We start from the raw sequence: 16767 nt of genomic DNA on the forward strand, positions 1-16767 counted from the left end.
TGTTCCATACAATAAACGATGGAGTTTCAATTATTTAACTAACGGCGAATTATACCGGAAACATTGGTTTTTTTCGCCCTGAATCTACGGTGATTAAACGGTTAATCTGTATATTTCTGGATGGACTTTTTCCAGCGCCAGAATTTCTTTAAATGATTTGGCGTCAGGTAATAGCGATGATTCATTCCTAAATCCAACAGAAGTGAATGAATGCTGCCATTACGAAGTGCTGACAATATGGGAGCAAACCAGTTTTCTTCAAGCTTTCCAATAAGCGAAACCCAATCATCTTCCGTCATATCAGACATGGCTTCATCAAGTACTAGCATCTGTTCACTAGAAGGATTATCAACCATGAATTTCTGCCAGGTTGGGTAGGTATCCGGCACCTTCATAAAACGTGATTGAGACAGTTTTGCCAATCCCTTCAGGTAAGCAAAATCTCCTGCCAACACGGCATCCTGCCTTGCATAAATATCTTCCGTGCGAATCAGCCCTTCTCCCCATACCCAAACACCATTGATCTCAGGTAGGCCTTTTGAGCGTCGCTCTTCATTGACCGGATGGGTAAAAAACAACATTTGGACTTCATTCATCAGTTGTCGCCAATAGGTAGCAGCATTCCCCTCCGGCATGGCATCTTGTATAGATTGGTAGTTCACCGCTTCAAGTGAATAGGTCTGTACATCTATAGGTTGAAGGATGCGTATATACCAACGAAGATTACTTCCCAACTCCAACTCGACTCTATCTTGCTCAAAGTGCTTATTGAAGGCTTCAACCAATGCCTTTGCCTCGTCATCCTGTAATGCCAGTCCTTTTCCGGGAATCAGTACCAACGTATCCCTATCGGGAATCAAATGAACAGGATCAACCCTTAACCAAAAATAGCTTGGATCAAAGCCCTCCAAATCTACGATGGCAGTGGTTGGCGCAACAGGCAGCGTACTTTTTTGGTGAAACAGATAACTGGCATTGTCCGAAAAGGAGATTTGATGCGCTTTATCTTTAGGCAACTTATCTGCTTTAGCCAAAAGCGTTTCAAGTGCGGAGAAACGCTTGCCTTCAAGCGCACCACCTGCTTCAGCAATGTGCGCTGGTGTTAGAAGATTGGGAACCCACAATGTTAAAGCCGACGAGGTCATACCCTCTCCTAAAGAATTAAATACATAACAATAAGTTATTAAAAATTAAACAAAAAAGCCTTCAATCAGAAGGCTTTTTCTTTCAAATTTCTTCAAGTAATTTCGAGCTTATTTAAACCCAGCCACTCGAATACGCATGATATCACCATCAATCTCTTCCATACTTTCAAGTGCTGAAATCGCTTGGTTGATTGTCGTTTCTTGAACCTTGTTGGTAATCATCACAATGGTGGCATCATCTTCATTATCAGCGCATGGCTCTTGGTGCAACAGTTCGATGCTGATATGCGATTGCGCCATAATCGAAGACACTTTTGCCAACACGCCAGCGTGATCTTTTGCATAAAATCTTAAGTAGTAAGCAGATTGAATATCATCAATGGCAACCACAGGTGCTGAAGTAAGCTGATCCAAAGCGAATCCTAACCCCGGCACACGATCTTCTTGAGGTTGGTGCAATGCACGGATAACATCGATAATATCCGCCACAACCGCACTTGCAGTTGGGCCTGCACCGGCGCCAGGACCATAGTAAAGTGTTTGACCAACATGATTACCGGCAACCATAACCGCATTCATTACACCATTAACGTTGGCAATCAACACAGAGTCTTTCACCAAAGTAGGATGGACTCTTAATGAAAAGCCACTATCTGCACGTGCGGCAATACCTAGGTGCTTGATTTGATAACCGAGTTTTTGCGCAAACTGGATATCATCGCCTGTGACTTTTGAAATCCCTTCAGTAAAAACCTTGTCGAACTGTAGTTCAATACCAAATGCGATTGAAGCCATGATTGTCAGTTTGTGTGCAGCATCAATCCCTTCGACATCAAACGTCGGGTCTGCTTCGGCATAGCCCAACTCCTGCGCTTTTTTCAAAACCTGCGAAAAATCTGCGCCCGGTTTTTTCATCTCTGTCAGAATATAGTTGCCTGTACCGTTGATGATACCCGCCAACCATTCGATTTGGTTCGCCGCTAAGCCTTCTCTCAACGCCTTAATGATAGGAATACCGCCAGCAACGGCTGATTCATAAGCGATCATCACACCCTGAGCATCGGCAGCCTTAAACAGTTCGTTACCATGTTCAGCAATCAACGCTTTGTTTGCGGTAACAATATGCTTTTTGTTTTGGATAGCTTGTTCCAAGCAGGTTTTTGCAAGCGTTGTGCCTCCCATCAGTTCAACAACAATGTCTACATTTGGATTATTGACAACCGCTAGAGGGTCAGTCGTTATCTCAATGCCGGTTGTATCAACTGATCTTGTGCGATTAAGGTCTCTAACAGCAATGTGCTCAACTTTAACGGAAACTTTTCCGCCCAATCGTCTTTGAATTTCGGCCTGAGTGGTATTCAAAATATTGACCGTTCCACCACCAACAGTACCTAACCCTAGAAGACCTAATCTTACTTCTTTCACGAAAACTCCAATTCCTTGCTCAATTTTTAATTTATAAAAAACGATATCTTAGACGTTAATCAATCCGTCTTTACGGAACATATCGCGAATACCTCGAATCGCCTGACGCGTTCTGTGTTCATTCTCAATTAAACCGAAGCGCACATGATCATCGCCATAGTCACCGAATCCGATACCCGGTGCCACCGCCACTTTCGCTTCTGTTAAAAGTTTTTTAGAAAACTCCAACGATCCCATTGCTTTGTATTCTTCTGGAATCGGTGCCCATACAAACATAGTCGCCTTAGGCAGCTCCACATTCCAACCAATGGAGTTCAACCCCTGACACAAAACATCTCGTCGTGATTTGTACATATCACTGATTTCCTGCACGCAGTCTTGAGGTCCTTCCAAAGCGGTGATTGCCGCAACCTGAATCGGGGTAAAGGTTCCATAGTCTAAATAAGACTTCATTCGTTTCAAAGCATAAACCAACTCAGGATTCCCTACCATGAAGCCAACCCGCCAACCCGGCATGTTATAGCTTTTAGATAGCGTGTAAAACTCTACGGCAATGTCTTTAGCACCTTCTACCTGCATAATAGAGGGTGCAACATAACCGTCAAATGCAATATCTGCATAGGCTAAGTCGTGGATAACCCAAATATTGTGTTCTTTAGCTATGGCAACTACCTTCTCGAAGAAAGGCAAATCAACCGTTTGTGTCGTCGGGTTGCCAGGGAAGTTCAGAACAAGCATCTTAGGTTTTGGCCATGACTCTTTGATAGCCTTTTCCAACTCTTCAAAGAAGTCGACATCCGGTGTCATACGCACATGGCGAATATCAGCACCTGCAATGACGAAACCATATGGGTGAATAGGATAAGCCGGGTTTGGAACCAAAACCGTGTCCCCTTTATCCACTGTAGCCAAAGCTAAGTGCGCCAAGCCTTCTTTAGAACCGATGGTGACTACCGCTTCTGTTTCATAGTCCAAATCAACATCAAACTTAGTTTTGTACCAGTTGCAAATGGCGCGTCTTAAACGAGGAATCCCTTGCGACACTGAATAACGATGCGTCCCTTCACGCTGAACAACTTCAATCAACTTATCAACGATATGTTTCGGTGTATCTTGATCTGGGTTCCCCATACCAAAATCAATAATGTCTTCGCCTCTACGGCGGGCCTCGGCTTTTAACTCACCGGTGATGTTGAATACATAAGGAGGAAGTCGTTTTATTCTCTGAAAGTCGCCAGTCACGGAAATGAACCTTGTAAAAAAACGCACGAAATTGTGCAAATGCTGTGAGATAAGTTTAAGCTGTTAATGATATACAGAAATGCCCGATTCCGTCAATGCATTTGCGCTATAATTACGGCTAAAATAAGCACTAAACATGAGATTTCAACGAGCTGTTTTATGAAGTTTACCGAACACAGAGATTCCAACATCTTAACAGTGAAAAACTACCAGGTTGGGGGCGTCAAAGTAAATAATGATTGGATCAATCACAGTTGCTATCTGAACCAAAAAAATCTGGTCGAAAATTGGGCTTGCACCACACTTGATGCCCTCAACGAATCTCGTCTGGATGAGCTATTTCTGCTACAACCGGAAATCATCATTCTTGGCACCGGAGAAAACCAACAATTCCCTGCACCGAAATATTTTGCCTATTGTGCACAGAGAGGCATTGGACTTGAAGTGATGGATAACGCGGCTGCTTGTAGAACTTACAATGTTTTGACTACTGAGCAACGAGAAGTCGTACTAGCGCTGATTATTTAGCCTTGCAACATCAGCGCAGGAATTTTTGATGGAAAAGCGGTTTAGCATCGACTTTTCGTCCATGGTAACGTGCCTCAAAAAACAGCTGCGGTTCTTGCACATCTCCGGTAGCCCCAACTGTTGCAATCAGAGCGCCCTTCTTTACTTCTTGCCCTTCTTTCACCAATAGACTGTCATTGTGTGCATAAATCGTAAGATACCCATCATCATGCTTAAGAATGATTAACCTTCCGTAGTGTTCAATGCCACTACCTGAATAAACCACTTCACCCTGCTCTACAGCATAAACGGCTTCACCAACTGGCGCCTTAATCACTAAAGCATTGTTCCCTGCGGAATCACTGAGAAATTGGTAGTTATACGGCTTACTCAACGGCCAGCCAAAACCGGATGTTGCGTCCATTTTGGGTGCCTTATGTTCGCTTTTAGAGAAGTTGTGTACCAAAGGGGCTTTGATAACTTTGCGGGGCAACACCAACTCTTGTTTGATGTACAAGGTATAAGGTGGGTGTAACCCATTGACATCCGCCAACTTCATCATGTCTACACCACAACGGTTGGCAATGGTGCTCAGCGTGTCTCCTGAGCGAACCACATAAGGAGAGGTACAACCTGATCCAGATTGACTTCGAGGTGAAATTCTATCTTCTTGACCAAACATTTTATCTTGGTCATTAAAGTATTGATCACCGCCATTCCAACCTCTGTATTTGGCTGGTGAGCAAGCATAGAGTGACAGGCAAGAAAGCATCAAAAGCAAATTTCTAACGATGCGAAGGCTATTTCGTCTCATGAATTCAGGTGTTTGATTAGCAAGTAACCTAATACTAACACAATTGTTCCATAGCCTAAATAATCAACCGAACGTCGAATTTGAGCCTCATATTTCTCGCCACCTTTTTTCATTAAAAAAGCGACCAGATAAAAACGCGCGCCTCGCCCGACCAGAGAGGCGATGATAAAAGGCAGGATTGCCAAGTGCATTGCACCTGAAGCAATAGTGAAAAGTTTATAGGGAATAGGACTAAACCCAGCTAAAAACACCACCCAAAAACCATACTGATTGAAAAAACCTTCTACCTGATGATATTTATCAAGGTAATACATCGACTCGATAATGGGCAGCACGGCATCCAGCATCAAATAGCCGATTAAGTAACCCAATATCCCGCCAAATAGCGAGCCTAGCGTGGTAATCAAAGCAAAACGATAGGCTTTTTCAGGTTGGGACAGTGCCATCGGCATGAGCATGACATCCGGCGGAATCGGGAAAAAAGAAGACTCGGCAAAACTCATTCCAGCAAGGTACCAAGGTGCTTTGGGGTGTTTAGACCAACTAATTGCCTTGTCGTATAGTTTGGTGAATATTCTCATAATGGTTATTCTGACTCCGTCACTAGACCTGTTTTCATTGGAACAAACAACACTTCGCCCAAACACTCTTCTTTGACACCGGTCGATGTCTTGATGAAGCCGTATAAGTACTGTTTTTCTTCCCCTATCGGCATAATCAAACGACCATTTTCACAGAGTTGTTCAATAAGCTCTTCAGGAACTTTAGCAGGTGATGCCGCTGAAATAATACCATCAAAAGGTTTGTGCTTAGGCCAGCCCCAATGTCCATCTGACAAGGTAAAATCTATATTGTGTAGTTCTAGTTTTGCTAGAACATTCTGCGCACGGTTCAGTAAAGGTTCAATGCGTTCGACGCTGTAAACGTGTTTTGCCATGAGTGACAAAATTGCCGTTTGATACCCTGAACCCGTCCCGATCTCTAATACCTTATAAAGCGGGCCATTTTGAAAAAGCCAAGAGGTCATTTTGGCAACAACCCAGGGTTGGGAAATGGTTTGACCATAACCGATTGGAAGCGCTGTATCCTCATAAGCCCGAGTTGCCATCGCTTCATCCAAAAAAAGATGTCTGGGTGTGACTCGAATGGCATTTAGCACCTCCGCATCATTAACACCATGATCGATCAGTCTTTGCACCAAACGATTGCGGGTTCTTTGTGAAGTCATCCCAAGACCTTGGTTGTCTCGAAAAGCTTCATTAGGATAAATAACTTGTTGTTGAGTGAAGGTAGAAAGTTCTGAAAAGTCGAGTTTCATCGCCGTTTAATTAAACCAATCTGAAAGTTTATTAAGCATGTCATAATGCGTTAAATCTATTTTCAACGGCGTCACAGATGCATAACCGTTTTCGACAGCATAAAAATCTGTCCCTTCACTGGCATCTTCAGCTTCGCCTGCAGGGCCAATCCAAAAAATATGATTCCCCCTTGGATCTTGGTGCTTAACGACCCGCTCCGAGCAATGACGTTTACCCAACCTGGTCATTTTTATCCCTTTAAGGTCTTCTACCGGAATATCTGGGACGTTAATGTTCAAGATGGTATCGGCATCCAGAGGCATGTGATGGAAATCTTTCAAGAACAATCTTAAAACTTCACTTGCTGTTTCGAAGTGACGATCACCACACAATGAAATGGCAATAGAAGGTTTTCCTAAAAAGCGCCCCTCTGTCGCCGCAGCAACAGTTCCTGAATATAGAACATCATCGCCCATATTCGCTCCGGCATTAATACCGGAAATAACCATATCGGGCTGGTAGTCCAGCGCACCATTAACCGCAAGGTGAACACAATCGGTAGGTGTTCCATTAACGCAGAAGATATGTTCTTCCTGCTGGGTCATGCGTAAAGGTTCTGTAAGGGTGAGAGAATTGCTGGCAGCACTTCTATTACGATCTGGAGCGACAATCATCATCTCGGAATGAAAGTCAGTGGCATTTAAACATTCGTATAATGCACGTATACCAGGTGCGTTATAGCCATCATCATTTGAAAGCAGGATTTTCATGTACTTATAATTTTAAACAATAAACTGAAAGAGATTACCCGATCACAGCTTAGACTAGAAAGCGTAACCTGCAATAAACGAAATACATTCTACACCATTCATTTTAATGTGAAGCTAAAATACACATAAGTTCTGATTCAAAACTAAGCCTTCAAAATATGACTCGAAACAATGACGAAATGAATAGTGATGAAAAAAGTTTGTTTGCGGAAGCAATGAGTGACGTAACCCCTTTGCAGCTGTCTTCTAATAAGGTTGCGGCGGAAGTAAAGCCTCGCCCTGTCAACGCAAAAAAGTCAATGCGTTCGAGTACACGCTTTAACGCTACAGACCTCTATAACGAGCCAGCAGACAAAGTTTCAGCGCACGAAACACTGTTTTTTCAACGCTACTCATTGAGCAAAAGTGACTTAAAAGCATTGAAAAACGGTAGCTTTCAATATAACTGGTCAACTGATCTTCATGGCTTAACTGAACTTGAAGCTGAAAAACAACTTATCGATTTTCTTAGTGACGCGTTGTTGCATGAACAAAAACACGTGTTAATTGTTCATGGAAAAGGTTACCACTCAAATACAGAACAGCCTGTTTTAAAGAATCTTGTCAACCAAGTCCTAAGAAATTGGCCACACATTATTGCGTTCTGCAGTGCAAAGCCAAAAGATGGTGGAACTGGCGCAACCTACGCTTTTCTAAAACTCAAGAAAGTTTAAGACAATATCGCAAGAAAGACTTACTTAGCTTTTTCAGCTGTAGATGTAGTTTTTTCTGGATTGTTTTTTTGACTGACATCAGCTGTATTCTTAGCTTCTGGCTGGAGTTCTATTACCTTAACAAAGGCTTCATCTTTGCCAATCATTCCCAGTTTTTGTCTAGCAATGGTTTCAACTGAATTTTTCTGTGATTGCAGGACATAAACTTCTTTTTTTAAGTCTGCATTTCGAGATTCAAGCTGTTGAACTTTATCTTCTAAGGTTCCCAGCTTTTTTTGAAGAGATAGGTAATCGCTTATGCCACCATCAGATGACAATAAGCGAATCAGCAACAAAAAAATAACCGTTCCAAGAACAACATAGACCGTTTTCAAAGAACGATTTCCTTTTCGATTACTTCAAGTTGTAGAAAGCGTCTTTACCAGGATAAACCGCTTGGTCACCCAACGCTTCTTCGATACGAATCAACTGGTTGTATTTCGCAATACGATCCGTACGAGACATAGAACCTGTCTTGATTTGACCAGAACCAGTCGCTACTGCGATATCGGCAATGACCGTATCTTCAGTTTCACCAGAGCGATGCGACACAACAGCAGTATAACCAGCTTCTTTCGCCATGCGAATCGCTTCAAAAGTTTCTGTCAAAGTACCGATTTGGTTAATCTTAATTAGGATTGAGTTACCAACGCCTTTCTCAATCCCCTCTTTAAGGATTTTGGGATTGGTTACAAACAAGTCATCACCAACGATTTGTAGACGGTCACCATACTTTTCAGTTTGCAACTTGAAACCGTCCCAGTCAGACTCATCCAATCCATCTTCGATAGAGATAATTGGGTATTTCTCAACCCATGCACCCAAGAAGTCAACCATTTCAGCTGAGGTAAGTGTCTTATCTTCTGAAGCCAAGTAGTATTTACCGTCTTTGTATAACTCTGAAGATGCAGCATCCATTGCGATCATGATATCTTTACCAGCAACATAACCGGCCATTTCAATCGCTTCCAAAATAACTTGAATCGCTTCTTCGTTCGATTTCAAGTCTGGAGCAAAACCACCTTCATCACCTACCGCAGTGTTGTAGCCTTTGTCATGCAATACTTTTTTCAACATGTGGAATACTTCTGCACCGTAACGAATCGCTTCTGTAATGCTTGGTGCGCCGACTGGCATGATCATAAATTCTTGGAAATCCACTGAGTTATCAGCATGCTCACCACCGTTAATGATATTCATCATTGGAACAGGCATTTTGTAATCATCAGTTTTCAAATAAGCATAAAGCGGAAGACCTTTAGATTTAGCCGCAGCTTGAGCAACTGCAATAGACACTGCCAAAATCGCATTTGCACCTAAACGCGCTTTGTTTTCAGTACCGTCAAGATCGATCATTGTGTTATCAATTAAAGCTTGGTTCGTCGCATCTTTACCAATCAAAGCAGACTTAATTTCAGTGTTGATATTATTAACTGCTTTCAAAACACCTTTTCCACCAAACTTAGACTTGTCACCATCTCTTAACTCGATGGCTTCACGAGACCCTGTAGAGGCTCCTGAAGGTGAAATCCCTCTACCCATAGAACCATCTTCCAAAATAACATCGGCTTCTACAGTTGGGTTTCCACGAGAGTCAATCACTTGACGCGCTTTAATATCTTTAATCAATGACATTAATCGTTCTTCCTATTTTCGTTAATACTTTTAAATTCAAATCATTTTACGTAACCAATATGTCACACAAGTGACAACTGGCGTTTTACAGTAATTCGTTTTCAATGAAGCCCTGTGTTTTAACAACTTCATCAAGTCGCTTCATTGTTTCTAGCAATGGCATTAATTTGCCAAGCGGCCACATGTTAGGCCCATCAGACAACGCATTCGCTGGATCAGGGTGTGTTTCCATAAATACACCTGAAATCCCTGCGGCAATTGCTGCGCGTGCCAATACCGGCACCATTTCTCTTTGACCACCAGAGGTCGTTCCTTGACCACCCGGCTGCTGGACTGAATGCGTAGCATCAAACACTACAGGACAACCTGTACTTCTCATTGAAGCCAAACCACGCATATCCGAAATCAGAGTGTTGTAACCAAAAGAAGTTCCGCGATCACAAACCATAATTTGCTCATTTCCGACTTCTCTGGCTTTAGCAACTACTTGGTCCATATCCCAAGGCGCCTGAAACTGTCCTTTCTTAATATTGACCGGTAGTCCTTGGCGGCACACGTTTTGGATAAAGTTGGTTTGTCTTACTAAAAAAGCTGGTGTTTGCATCACGTCAACAACAGATGCAACTTCTTCAAGCGGAGTATCTTCGTGAACATCAGTTAAAACAGGTACGCCAACTTCATCTTTTACCTTCTGAAGAATGCGAAGCCCCTCATCTATCCCAAGCCCTCTAAAGCTTTTTGTCGAAGAACGATTGGCTTTGTCATAAGACGACTTAAAGATAAAAGGCATGCCTAAAGCATCTGTCATCTCTTTAAGCTGACCAGCAGTATCAATTGCCAACTGTTCAGACTCGATAACACAAGGGCCTGCGATTAAAAATAAAGGTTTATCAATACCTACTTCAAAGCCACATAGATTCATAATTTATTCTCTTTCGATTTATATTGGTTAGCCGCTTCTACGAACGCTTTAAACAAAGGGTGTCCGTTGCGAGGTGTCGATGTAAATTCAGGGTGAAACTGGCACGCCACGAACCATGGATGCTCTGCAATTTCGATCGTTTCGACCAGATTTCCATCTTCCGAACGGCCAGAAATTGTCAAGCCTGCACCTTCCAAGCGCGGAATATAGCCGTCATTCACTTCATAGCGGTGACGATGGCGCTCACGAATAACTGTTTTCCCATAAATATCATGTATCTTACTATCGTCTGACAAAATACAGTTTTGTCCGCCAAGACGCATAGTGCCACCCAGATCAGCCGTTTCATCTCGCTGAACAGTATTACCTTCTTCATCCGTCCATTCGGTGATTAGCGCAACAACTGGATACGGCGTATTTGGATTCAACTCAGTACTGTGTGCATTGGCCAAACCTGCCACGTTTCTGGCGTATTCAACAACAGCCATTTGCATCCCCAAACAAATTCCTAAGTACGGAATTTTATTTTCACGGGCATATTTGATAGAAGCAATTTTTCCTTCAACACCACGTTCGCCGAAACCACCTGGAACCAAAATCGCATCCATATTTTCAATAAGCGATGTACCCTTCTGTTCAATTTCTTCTGAGTCAATGTAGTGGATATTGACTTTGGTCTTCAACTGAATACCACCGTGCGTTAAGGCTTCTATCAGTGATTTATAGGCTTCTGTCAAATCGACATATTTACCGACCATCGCAATCTCAACCGACTTTTCAGGGTTAAGCTGTGCTTCTACAACCTTATCCCAGTCAGACAAGTTCGCTACTGGAACATCCAATCTAAAGCGATTCACTACGATTTCATCTAAACCTTGCTCATGAAGCATTCTAGGCACTTCATATATCGTGCGAGCATCCAAAGAATTGATAACAGCTTTCTCTTCAACGTTGGTGAAAAGTGCAATTTTTCGTTTTTCCGATTCTTCTAACGGTCTTTCTGAACGACAAATCAAAACATCAGGTTGAATACCGATTGAGCGCAATTCTTTTACTGAGTGCTGCGTCGGCTTGGTCTTAACCTCACCCGCAACTGCGATGTATGGCAGCAGGGTTAAGTGCATAAATAATGCTCTATCACGCCCGACTTCTACACCCAACTGACGAATCGCTTCTAAGAATGGTAGGGATTCGATATCCCCCACTGTTCCACCAACTTCAACCAGTGCCACATCAGAGCCTTCTGCTGCTTTCAGAATACGACTTTTAATTTCATCCGTAATATGAGGAATAACTTGAACCGTGCCGCCCAAATAGTCACCACGCCTTTCTTTACGAATGACTTTTTCGTAAACCTGTCCCGTGGAAAAACTGTTTCTTTTGGTAAAGTTACGCTGTACAAAACGCTCGTAATGACCCAAGTCCAAATCGGTCTCTGCACCATCATCGGTAACAAATACTTCTCCATGTTGGAAAGGACTCATCGTCCCTGGGTCCACATTGATATACGGGTCCATTTTCAGCATACTGACTCGCAAACCTCTCGCCTCAAGAAGAGAACCCAAAGAAGCTGCGGCAATACCTTTTCCTAAAGAAGAAACCACACCGCCGGTAACAAAGATAAATTTAGTCATGAAATCACTTTTGACGTTAAAAACTGAGTTTTGAGACAAGAGGAACTTGCCCGCTAGAATGGAAGCTAATTATAGCGTAAGTCGCTATACACAGCAAACTATTCAGCAGATTTTGGTCAGTTATTTGAAGCTTCATCTCTTAAACTTTTCATTCGTAGAATACCCCAAGACAGCGGCAATCTCACCTTCTATCTCAATAACAGGCCAACGATGTCGGTTCCAGTAAACAATCTGGTTATTATTCAGCCACTTCTTTAGCCCTGGAGTTTTTTCAAAATCATCCAGTTCGATTGATCTAAAAACCACAGGGCTTTCCAACCAACGCTCTGCAATTTGATGATTAAGCATGCTTTTTTCATCAAAGTGTAAAAACTCAAAGCTTTCAGGAATATACCCCAACCTGTAAGATTCTTTGAAATTTACCAGAAAATAAATCTTTTTACCTTCCACTCGAATCTCAGAATGGTTTGACAACATTCTTTTAGGATGCGCATTGGGATTGTTTAAACATAAAACCTCTTTCAACCAAAGATAAATAGTTTGGTTTAACTCTATCTTCTGCTGTTGTTTCAGAATCCAATAAATAATCAGGTTTTTTTGTCTAGCCCAACTTTCATCCGCCATCCTTGACAAATCTAGACTAAAACTAGAGCTTTCAACTCTTGAGAGGTCTTGTTCACCAATTTCATGCAACAATTCAACAGCTTCAGAAGCATTACCTGACAACCTTGCAATTGCTTCATTAAATTTTGGCCATTTGTTGTAGATATTGGGTAGCAGTTGATTCCGAATATAATTTCGGCTAAATTGATTTTCTTGGTTACTTGGATCTTCTATCCAAGATAAATTATTTTCTAGCAAGTAGTCTTTAATTGCTTGCAACTCTACCCTCAGTAGCGGGCGATAATGCGCAATCGCTTCTTTTTCGACATGCCAGACTTTAAGGTAGCTCATCGCACGCAAACCGAACAATCCTGTGCCACGAACAACATTCAACAATACTGTTTCCGTTTGATCTTGTACATGGTGCGCCGTTACCAAGACAGCATCCGCCTGTTTTAACACCTGACCAAACAAAACTTCGTAGCGTCTTTCTCTGGCAACCGCTTCAACACCTTTACGATGCTTAGCTTCAATTTTGACTTTCAATTCTTCAAAAGTAATGCCATTTTCCTGGCAAAAACCACTACAAAAGCTTCCCCAAGAGTCTGATTTTGGTTGAAGTTGATGATTAATGTATATAGCTGTCAAGCGATGCTTTTCGGCTTTTTGAGCTAAACAATGAAGAAGTGCGATGGAGTCTTTACCACCACTAAATGCGACAACAATCTTTTGTTGAGAAGGTAACTCCGCTAAAAAATGGTCAATTGCCCTTTCAACGGAGTTAGAAAACATGGTTAAACCGCTTATTACGCCAGTTCAAAGTTACCGTATTTCATGTAACGCTGGTAACGGCTGTCGACAAGCTGATCAATGGCTCTGTTTTCCATTAAATCTAACTGGTCAATTAAAGCCTGCTTCAGTGTTAATGCAGCTTGTTGAGGGTTTCTGTGAGCACCTCCCAGTGGTTCAGGAATGATCACATCAATCAAACCCAACTCTTTCAATCGCCTAGAGGTAATTCCCAATGCTGTAGCGGCATCAGCAGCGTTGCCAGCATCTTTCCATAAAATGGAGGCACAGCCTTCTGGGGAAATCACTGAATAAGTGCTGTATTCCATCATCATAGTGACGTCGCCAACACCGATTGCCAATGCACCGCCTGATCCACCTTCTCCGATGACAGTACAGATAACCGGCACTTTCAATTCAGACATTTCAATCAGATTACGGGCAATCGCTTCTGACTGACCACGTTCTTCAGCATTAATTCCAGGGTAGGCGCCAGGAGTATCAATAAAGGTTAAGATCGGCAATCCGAAACGCTCAGCCATTTTCATCAATCGAAGGGCTTTGCGATAACCTTCTGGTCTAGGCATACCAAAATTTCGATAAATTTTCTCTTTGGTATCTCTACCTTTTTCTTGACCGATAACCATAACAGCACGACCATCAATACGCGCTAAACCACCGACAATTGCTGGATCATCGGCAAAAGCTCTATCTCCATGCAATTCGGTGAAGTCCGAAAAAATTTCTTTAATGTAATCTAACAAGAAAGGACGTTGCGGATGCCTAGCAACTTGAGCAACCTGTACATCAGAAAGTTTACTAAAAATAGATTCCGTCAGACTTCTACTCTTCTCTTCTAGCGCGGTTACTTCATGAATCAAATTCATATCTTTACCATCTAGATGGCGCAACTCATCAATTTTGGCTTCAAGCTCTGCAATAGGTTGTTCAAAATCCAAAAAATCTAACTTCATTCTTTTTCCAAGGTGTCATTTTTAGTTCAAATAGAATTGGCGTATTTTAACAAACATTTTGAAATTAACGTAATTTATCTCTGAAAGCTGTTTTAAAACGCTTTTTGCTTAAATTCCTGGATTCTATGGTAGACATTTAGAAGGGCCTGATGGCTTTTACTTAATTCAAACGCCTTATTGCCAATGGGCAGATCAGCCAAGTAAGCTTCACCTTCTATATAGCGCCACACCCTATCGACAAGCTCAGTGCCAAAAAGTTTTTTCTGCATGTCAAAACTATAGAATTCCATTTCATCACTAAACACAATTTCCAAAGCAAATGAAAGTGCCTTGTATAGCATCTTCATGCCTTCATCATCAACGAAATAAAAACAGTCTTGCAGTCTTTCGTGTGCCTGCTCATAGTCTTTTACTGCCAGCAGACACCACATTTCAAGCTCAACAATCTTAAACTTTTTCCAATAACTATCACCGTCTGGCAACAAGCCAATGAGATTTGCCACACCTTGATGATCTGAAAAACCAAGTTCACTCAAAGCATCTAACGTTTTTTCAAACTGCTGCATTGAAAGGTTTTCGGCAAGACTGTTAAGCACTTCTCGTAACGCCCGTCCTCTATTTTGATTATTGTCCACCAATTCTTGAAGCGGAAAAACTTCAGACATGCCGGGCACCACAATTCTGCTTGCAGGCACCCCAAAATGTTCATATTCTGTCACATAAACATCACTACCTTCTTCGTGTATTGCTTTAACCAGAAAGTCGAACTGTTCCTGCGTCGTGCCACTAAAGTCCCACTCGCAGAACTCATAGTCGTATTGATCTGAAATGAATTTAGCGTGTATCAATCCGCTCGAATCAATAAAGTGATTTTCGATATTTTCATCATCTGCAACCAATTGTTCGTCAAATATTGGCGTTTGAAAACCATCAAGGTTGGAAAGACTTCGTCCCTGTAGAGATTCAGTTAAGGTGCGTTCAAGTGCGACTTCAAAAATGGGATGCGCGCCAAATGACGCAAAACATTGCCCCGAACTTTGATCAAAGAGTGTAACGTTCATAACCGGATACTTCCCGCCAAGAGAAGCATCTCTAATGGAAACCTCTACTCCCTGCTCAACCAGTTTTTTTCTTGCCTCGACAACCTGAGGGTACTTTAGGACAACATGTTCAGGAACCTCAGGGATACATAAGTTATCCACCAAAATTTTTCTTTTCACCCAGCGTTCAAACACTTCCGAAAGCCCTTGTACTTGAGCTTCAACATGCGTATTACCTGCACACAAACCATTGCTAGCGTATAGGTTGCTAAATAAGTTCATCGGGAAATATACAGTATCTCCTGTCGATACCTGTCTCATAGGTAAGCAACGGATAGTGTTGACATCATCATTCAGGCTGAGAAAATCTGTCGCGGCCATCTCCCCGTATGGGTCATAGAATTGCCAAAGACTTGGCGTCAAAACATCTTTAAACCTTTTAAGCTCAATCGCTTTTTCATTTGGAAAGTAGAGCCACTCATGAGCCCTATCAGCTTGTCCACCGAGGAAAAAATCTGAGAAAAAATAATTGGTCTCCAAACGTTCGAAAAACTCACCCAATGCACTTGCCAAGCAAGCTTTTCGACTTGCGCCTTTCCCGTTCGTAAAAAGTGCCGGGCAGTTTTTATCACGAATATGCAGCGAATACACGTTTGGCACAGGGTTTAACCATGAGGCTTCTTCAATTTCAAAACCAGCCTCATCCAATAATCGATGCATTTTCAAAATCGAATCTTCAAGACAGGCATCTTTGCCTTTTATATACGTTTGTTCAACCATGACCTTTCTCTCATAACCGTTTGATAATATAAGACTTATTTATTATAAAAATAAAAAAAAGCAATTGATGATATAGGAAAACCGAGTAAACTGATAGGAAATTAAGGATGAATTTTATCCCGCGAGGTGCGCTATGTGGAAACATTCTTTGATCATACTTACCTGTTGTTTTAGCTTTTCTGCTCAATCTGATGACAGCATTATGCCAGGAAAAAAACTTCATGATGATGCGAATTGCATGAGGTGCCATGCCAGATTAGGCTATAACACGGACAAAACCATCCGAATGAACATTCAGTCTATAAAAGACTTGAAGCGTGCAGTTGACTTTTGCAACCACAATTTGAATGTCGGCTGGTTTGATGATGAAGTCAGCGAAGTTGTCGACTACCTCAACAAAACCTATTACAAGCTACCGAACTAAATATTTGCCCATT

At 42.0% G+C, this 16767-nt stretch carries 17 protein-coding genes; 3 read left to right on the forward strand and 14 right to left on the reverse strand.

Annotated features, from left to right (window positions below; translation table 11 throughout):
* Positions 1 to 101: 101 nt before the first annotated feature.
* The 3 genes from F8R13_RS03170 to alaC form a co-directional block, all read right to left on the reverse strand.
* Complete coding sequence (locus F8R13_RS03170; RefSeq protein ID WP_152831852.1) at positions 102 to 1145, reverse strand: hypothetical protein; 1044 nt, start codon at positions 1143 to 1145, stop codon at positions 102 to 104.
* A gap of 108 nt (positions 1146 to 1253) precedes the next feature.
* Positions 1254 to 2570 carry a homoserine dehydrogenase gene (locus tag F8R13_RS03175; protein ID WP_371414882.1) on the reverse strand — a complete coding sequence of 439 codons (1317 nt, stop codon included), beginning with the start codon at positions 2568 to 2570 and terminating at the stop codon, positions 1254 to 1256.
* A 48-nt stretch (positions 2571 to 2618) separates the two neighbouring features.
* Positions 2619 to 3812, reverse strand: coding sequence for an alanine transaminase (gene alaC, locus F8R13_RS03180; RefSeq protein ID WP_371414883.1), 1194 nt, complete (start codon positions 3810 to 3812; stop codon positions 2619 to 2621).
* Between the two features lie 159 nt (positions 3813 to 3971).
* Between alaC and F8R13_RS03185 the strand changes: the two genes are divergently transcribed.
* Positions 3972 to 4340, forward strand: coding sequence for an Mth938-like domain-containing protein (locus F8R13_RS03185; protein WP_152831854.1), 369 nt, complete (start codon positions 3972 to 3974; stop codon positions 4338 to 4340).
* Positions 4341 to 4350: 10 nt separating this feature from the next.
* On the opposite strand, the gene F8R13_RS03190 is transcribed toward F8R13_RS03185, so the two are convergent.
* The 4 genes from F8R13_RS03190 to surE form a co-directional block, all read right to left on the reverse strand.
* Positions 4351 to 5091, reverse strand: a complete 741-nt coding sequence (locus F8R13_RS03190) for a M23 family metallopeptidase (protein WP_253806339.1) — start codon at positions 5089 to 5091, stop codon at positions 4351 to 4353.
* Positions 5092 to 5129: 38 nt separating this feature from the next.
* Positions 5130 to 5714, reverse strand: coding sequence for a YqaA family protein (locus tag F8R13_RS03195; protein WP_152831856.1), 585 nt, complete (start codon positions 5712 to 5714; stop codon positions 5130 to 5132).
* A 5-nt stretch (positions 5715 to 5719) separates the two neighbouring features.
* Positions 5720 to 6361 carry a protein-L-isoaspartate(D-aspartate) O-methyltransferase gene (locus F8R13_RS03200; protein WP_253806307.1) on the reverse strand — a complete coding sequence of 214 codons (642 nt, stop codon included), beginning with the start codon at positions 6359 to 6361 and terminating at the stop codon, positions 5720 to 5722.
* A gap of 96 nt (positions 6362 to 6457) precedes the next feature.
* Entirely contained in the window at positions 6458 to 7201 is a 744-nt protein-coding gene (surE, locus tag F8R13_RS03205; protein WP_152831858.1) for a 5'/3'-nucleotidase SurE, read from the reverse strand.
* A 158-nt stretch (positions 7202 to 7359) separates the two neighbouring features.
* On the opposite strand from surE, the gene F8R13_RS03210 reads away from it, so the two are divergent.
* Positions 7360 to 7914 carry a Smr/MutS family protein gene (locus F8R13_RS03210; RefSeq protein ID WP_152831859.1) on the forward strand — a complete coding sequence of 185 codons (555 nt, stop codon included), beginning with the start codon at positions 7360 to 7362 and terminating at the stop codon, positions 7912 to 7914.
* Positions 7915 to 7934: 20 nt separating this feature from the next.
* On the opposite strand, the gene F8R13_RS03215 is transcribed toward F8R13_RS03210, so the two are convergent.
* The 7 genes from F8R13_RS03215 to ycaO form a co-directional block, all read right to left on the reverse strand.
* Positions 7935 to 8288 (reverse strand): septum formation initiator family protein, encoded by a 354-nt coding sequence (locus F8R13_RS03215; RefSeq protein WP_152831860.1) that lies wholly within the window; start codon positions 8286 to 8288, stop codon positions 7935 to 7937.
* 19 nt (positions 8289 to 8307) lie between these two features.
* A complete protein-coding gene (eno, locus tag F8R13_RS03220) occupies positions 8308 to 9588 on the reverse strand; it encodes a phosphopyruvate hydratase (protein ID WP_152831861.1) in 1281 nt (426 codons plus the stop codon).
* Between the two features lie 85 nt (positions 9589 to 9673).
* Entirely contained in the window at positions 9674 to 10510 is an 837-nt protein-coding gene (gene kdsA / locus F8R13_RS03225; RefSeq protein ID WP_152831862.1) for a 3-deoxy-8-phosphooctulonate synthase, read from the reverse strand.
* A complete protein-coding gene (locus F8R13_RS03230) occupies positions 10507 to 12144 on the reverse strand; it encodes a CTP synthase (protein ID WP_152831863.1) in 1638 nt (545 codons plus the stop codon). The genes kdsA and F8R13_RS03230 overlap by 4 nt, the downstream gene beginning before the upstream one ends.
* 132 nt (positions 12145 to 12276) lie before the next feature.
* The gene (gene tilS / locus F8R13_RS03235; RefSeq protein ID WP_152831864.1) at positions 12277 to 13539 is read right to left on the reverse strand and encodes a tRNA lysidine(34) synthetase TilS; all 1263 of its coding nucleotides are present in this window, start codon (positions 13537 to 13539) and stop codon (positions 12277 to 12279) included.
* A gap of 14 nt (positions 13540 to 13553) precedes the next feature.
* Positions 13554 to 14510 (reverse strand): acetyl-CoA carboxylase carboxyltransferase subunit alpha, encoded by a 957-nt coding sequence (locus F8R13_RS03240; RefSeq protein ID WP_152831865.1) that lies wholly within the window; start codon positions 14508 to 14510, stop codon positions 13554 to 13556.
* A gap of 92 nt (positions 14511 to 14602) precedes the next feature.
* Entirely contained in the window at positions 14603 to 16330 is a 1728-nt protein-coding gene (gene ycaO, locus F8R13_RS03245) for a 30S ribosomal protein S12 methylthiotransferase accessory factor YcaO (RefSeq protein ID WP_152831866.1), read from the reverse strand.
* A 133-nt stretch (positions 16331 to 16463) separates the two neighbouring features.
* On the opposite strand from ycaO, the gene F8R13_RS03250 reads away from it, so the two are divergent.
* Positions 16464 to 16754: a hypothetical protein gene (locus tag F8R13_RS03250; protein ID WP_152831867.1), complete on the forward strand. Its 291-nt coding sequence runs from the start codon at positions 16464 to 16466 to the stop codon at positions 16752 to 16754.
* Positions 16755 to 16767 lie beyond the last annotated feature (13 nt).

The sequence above is a fragment of the Hydrogenovibrio sp. JE_KL2 genome, from assembly GCF_009296185.1.
Taxonomy (GTDB): Bacteria; Pseudomonadota; Gammaproteobacteria; order Thiomicrospirales; family Thiomicrospiraceae; genus Hydrogenovibrio.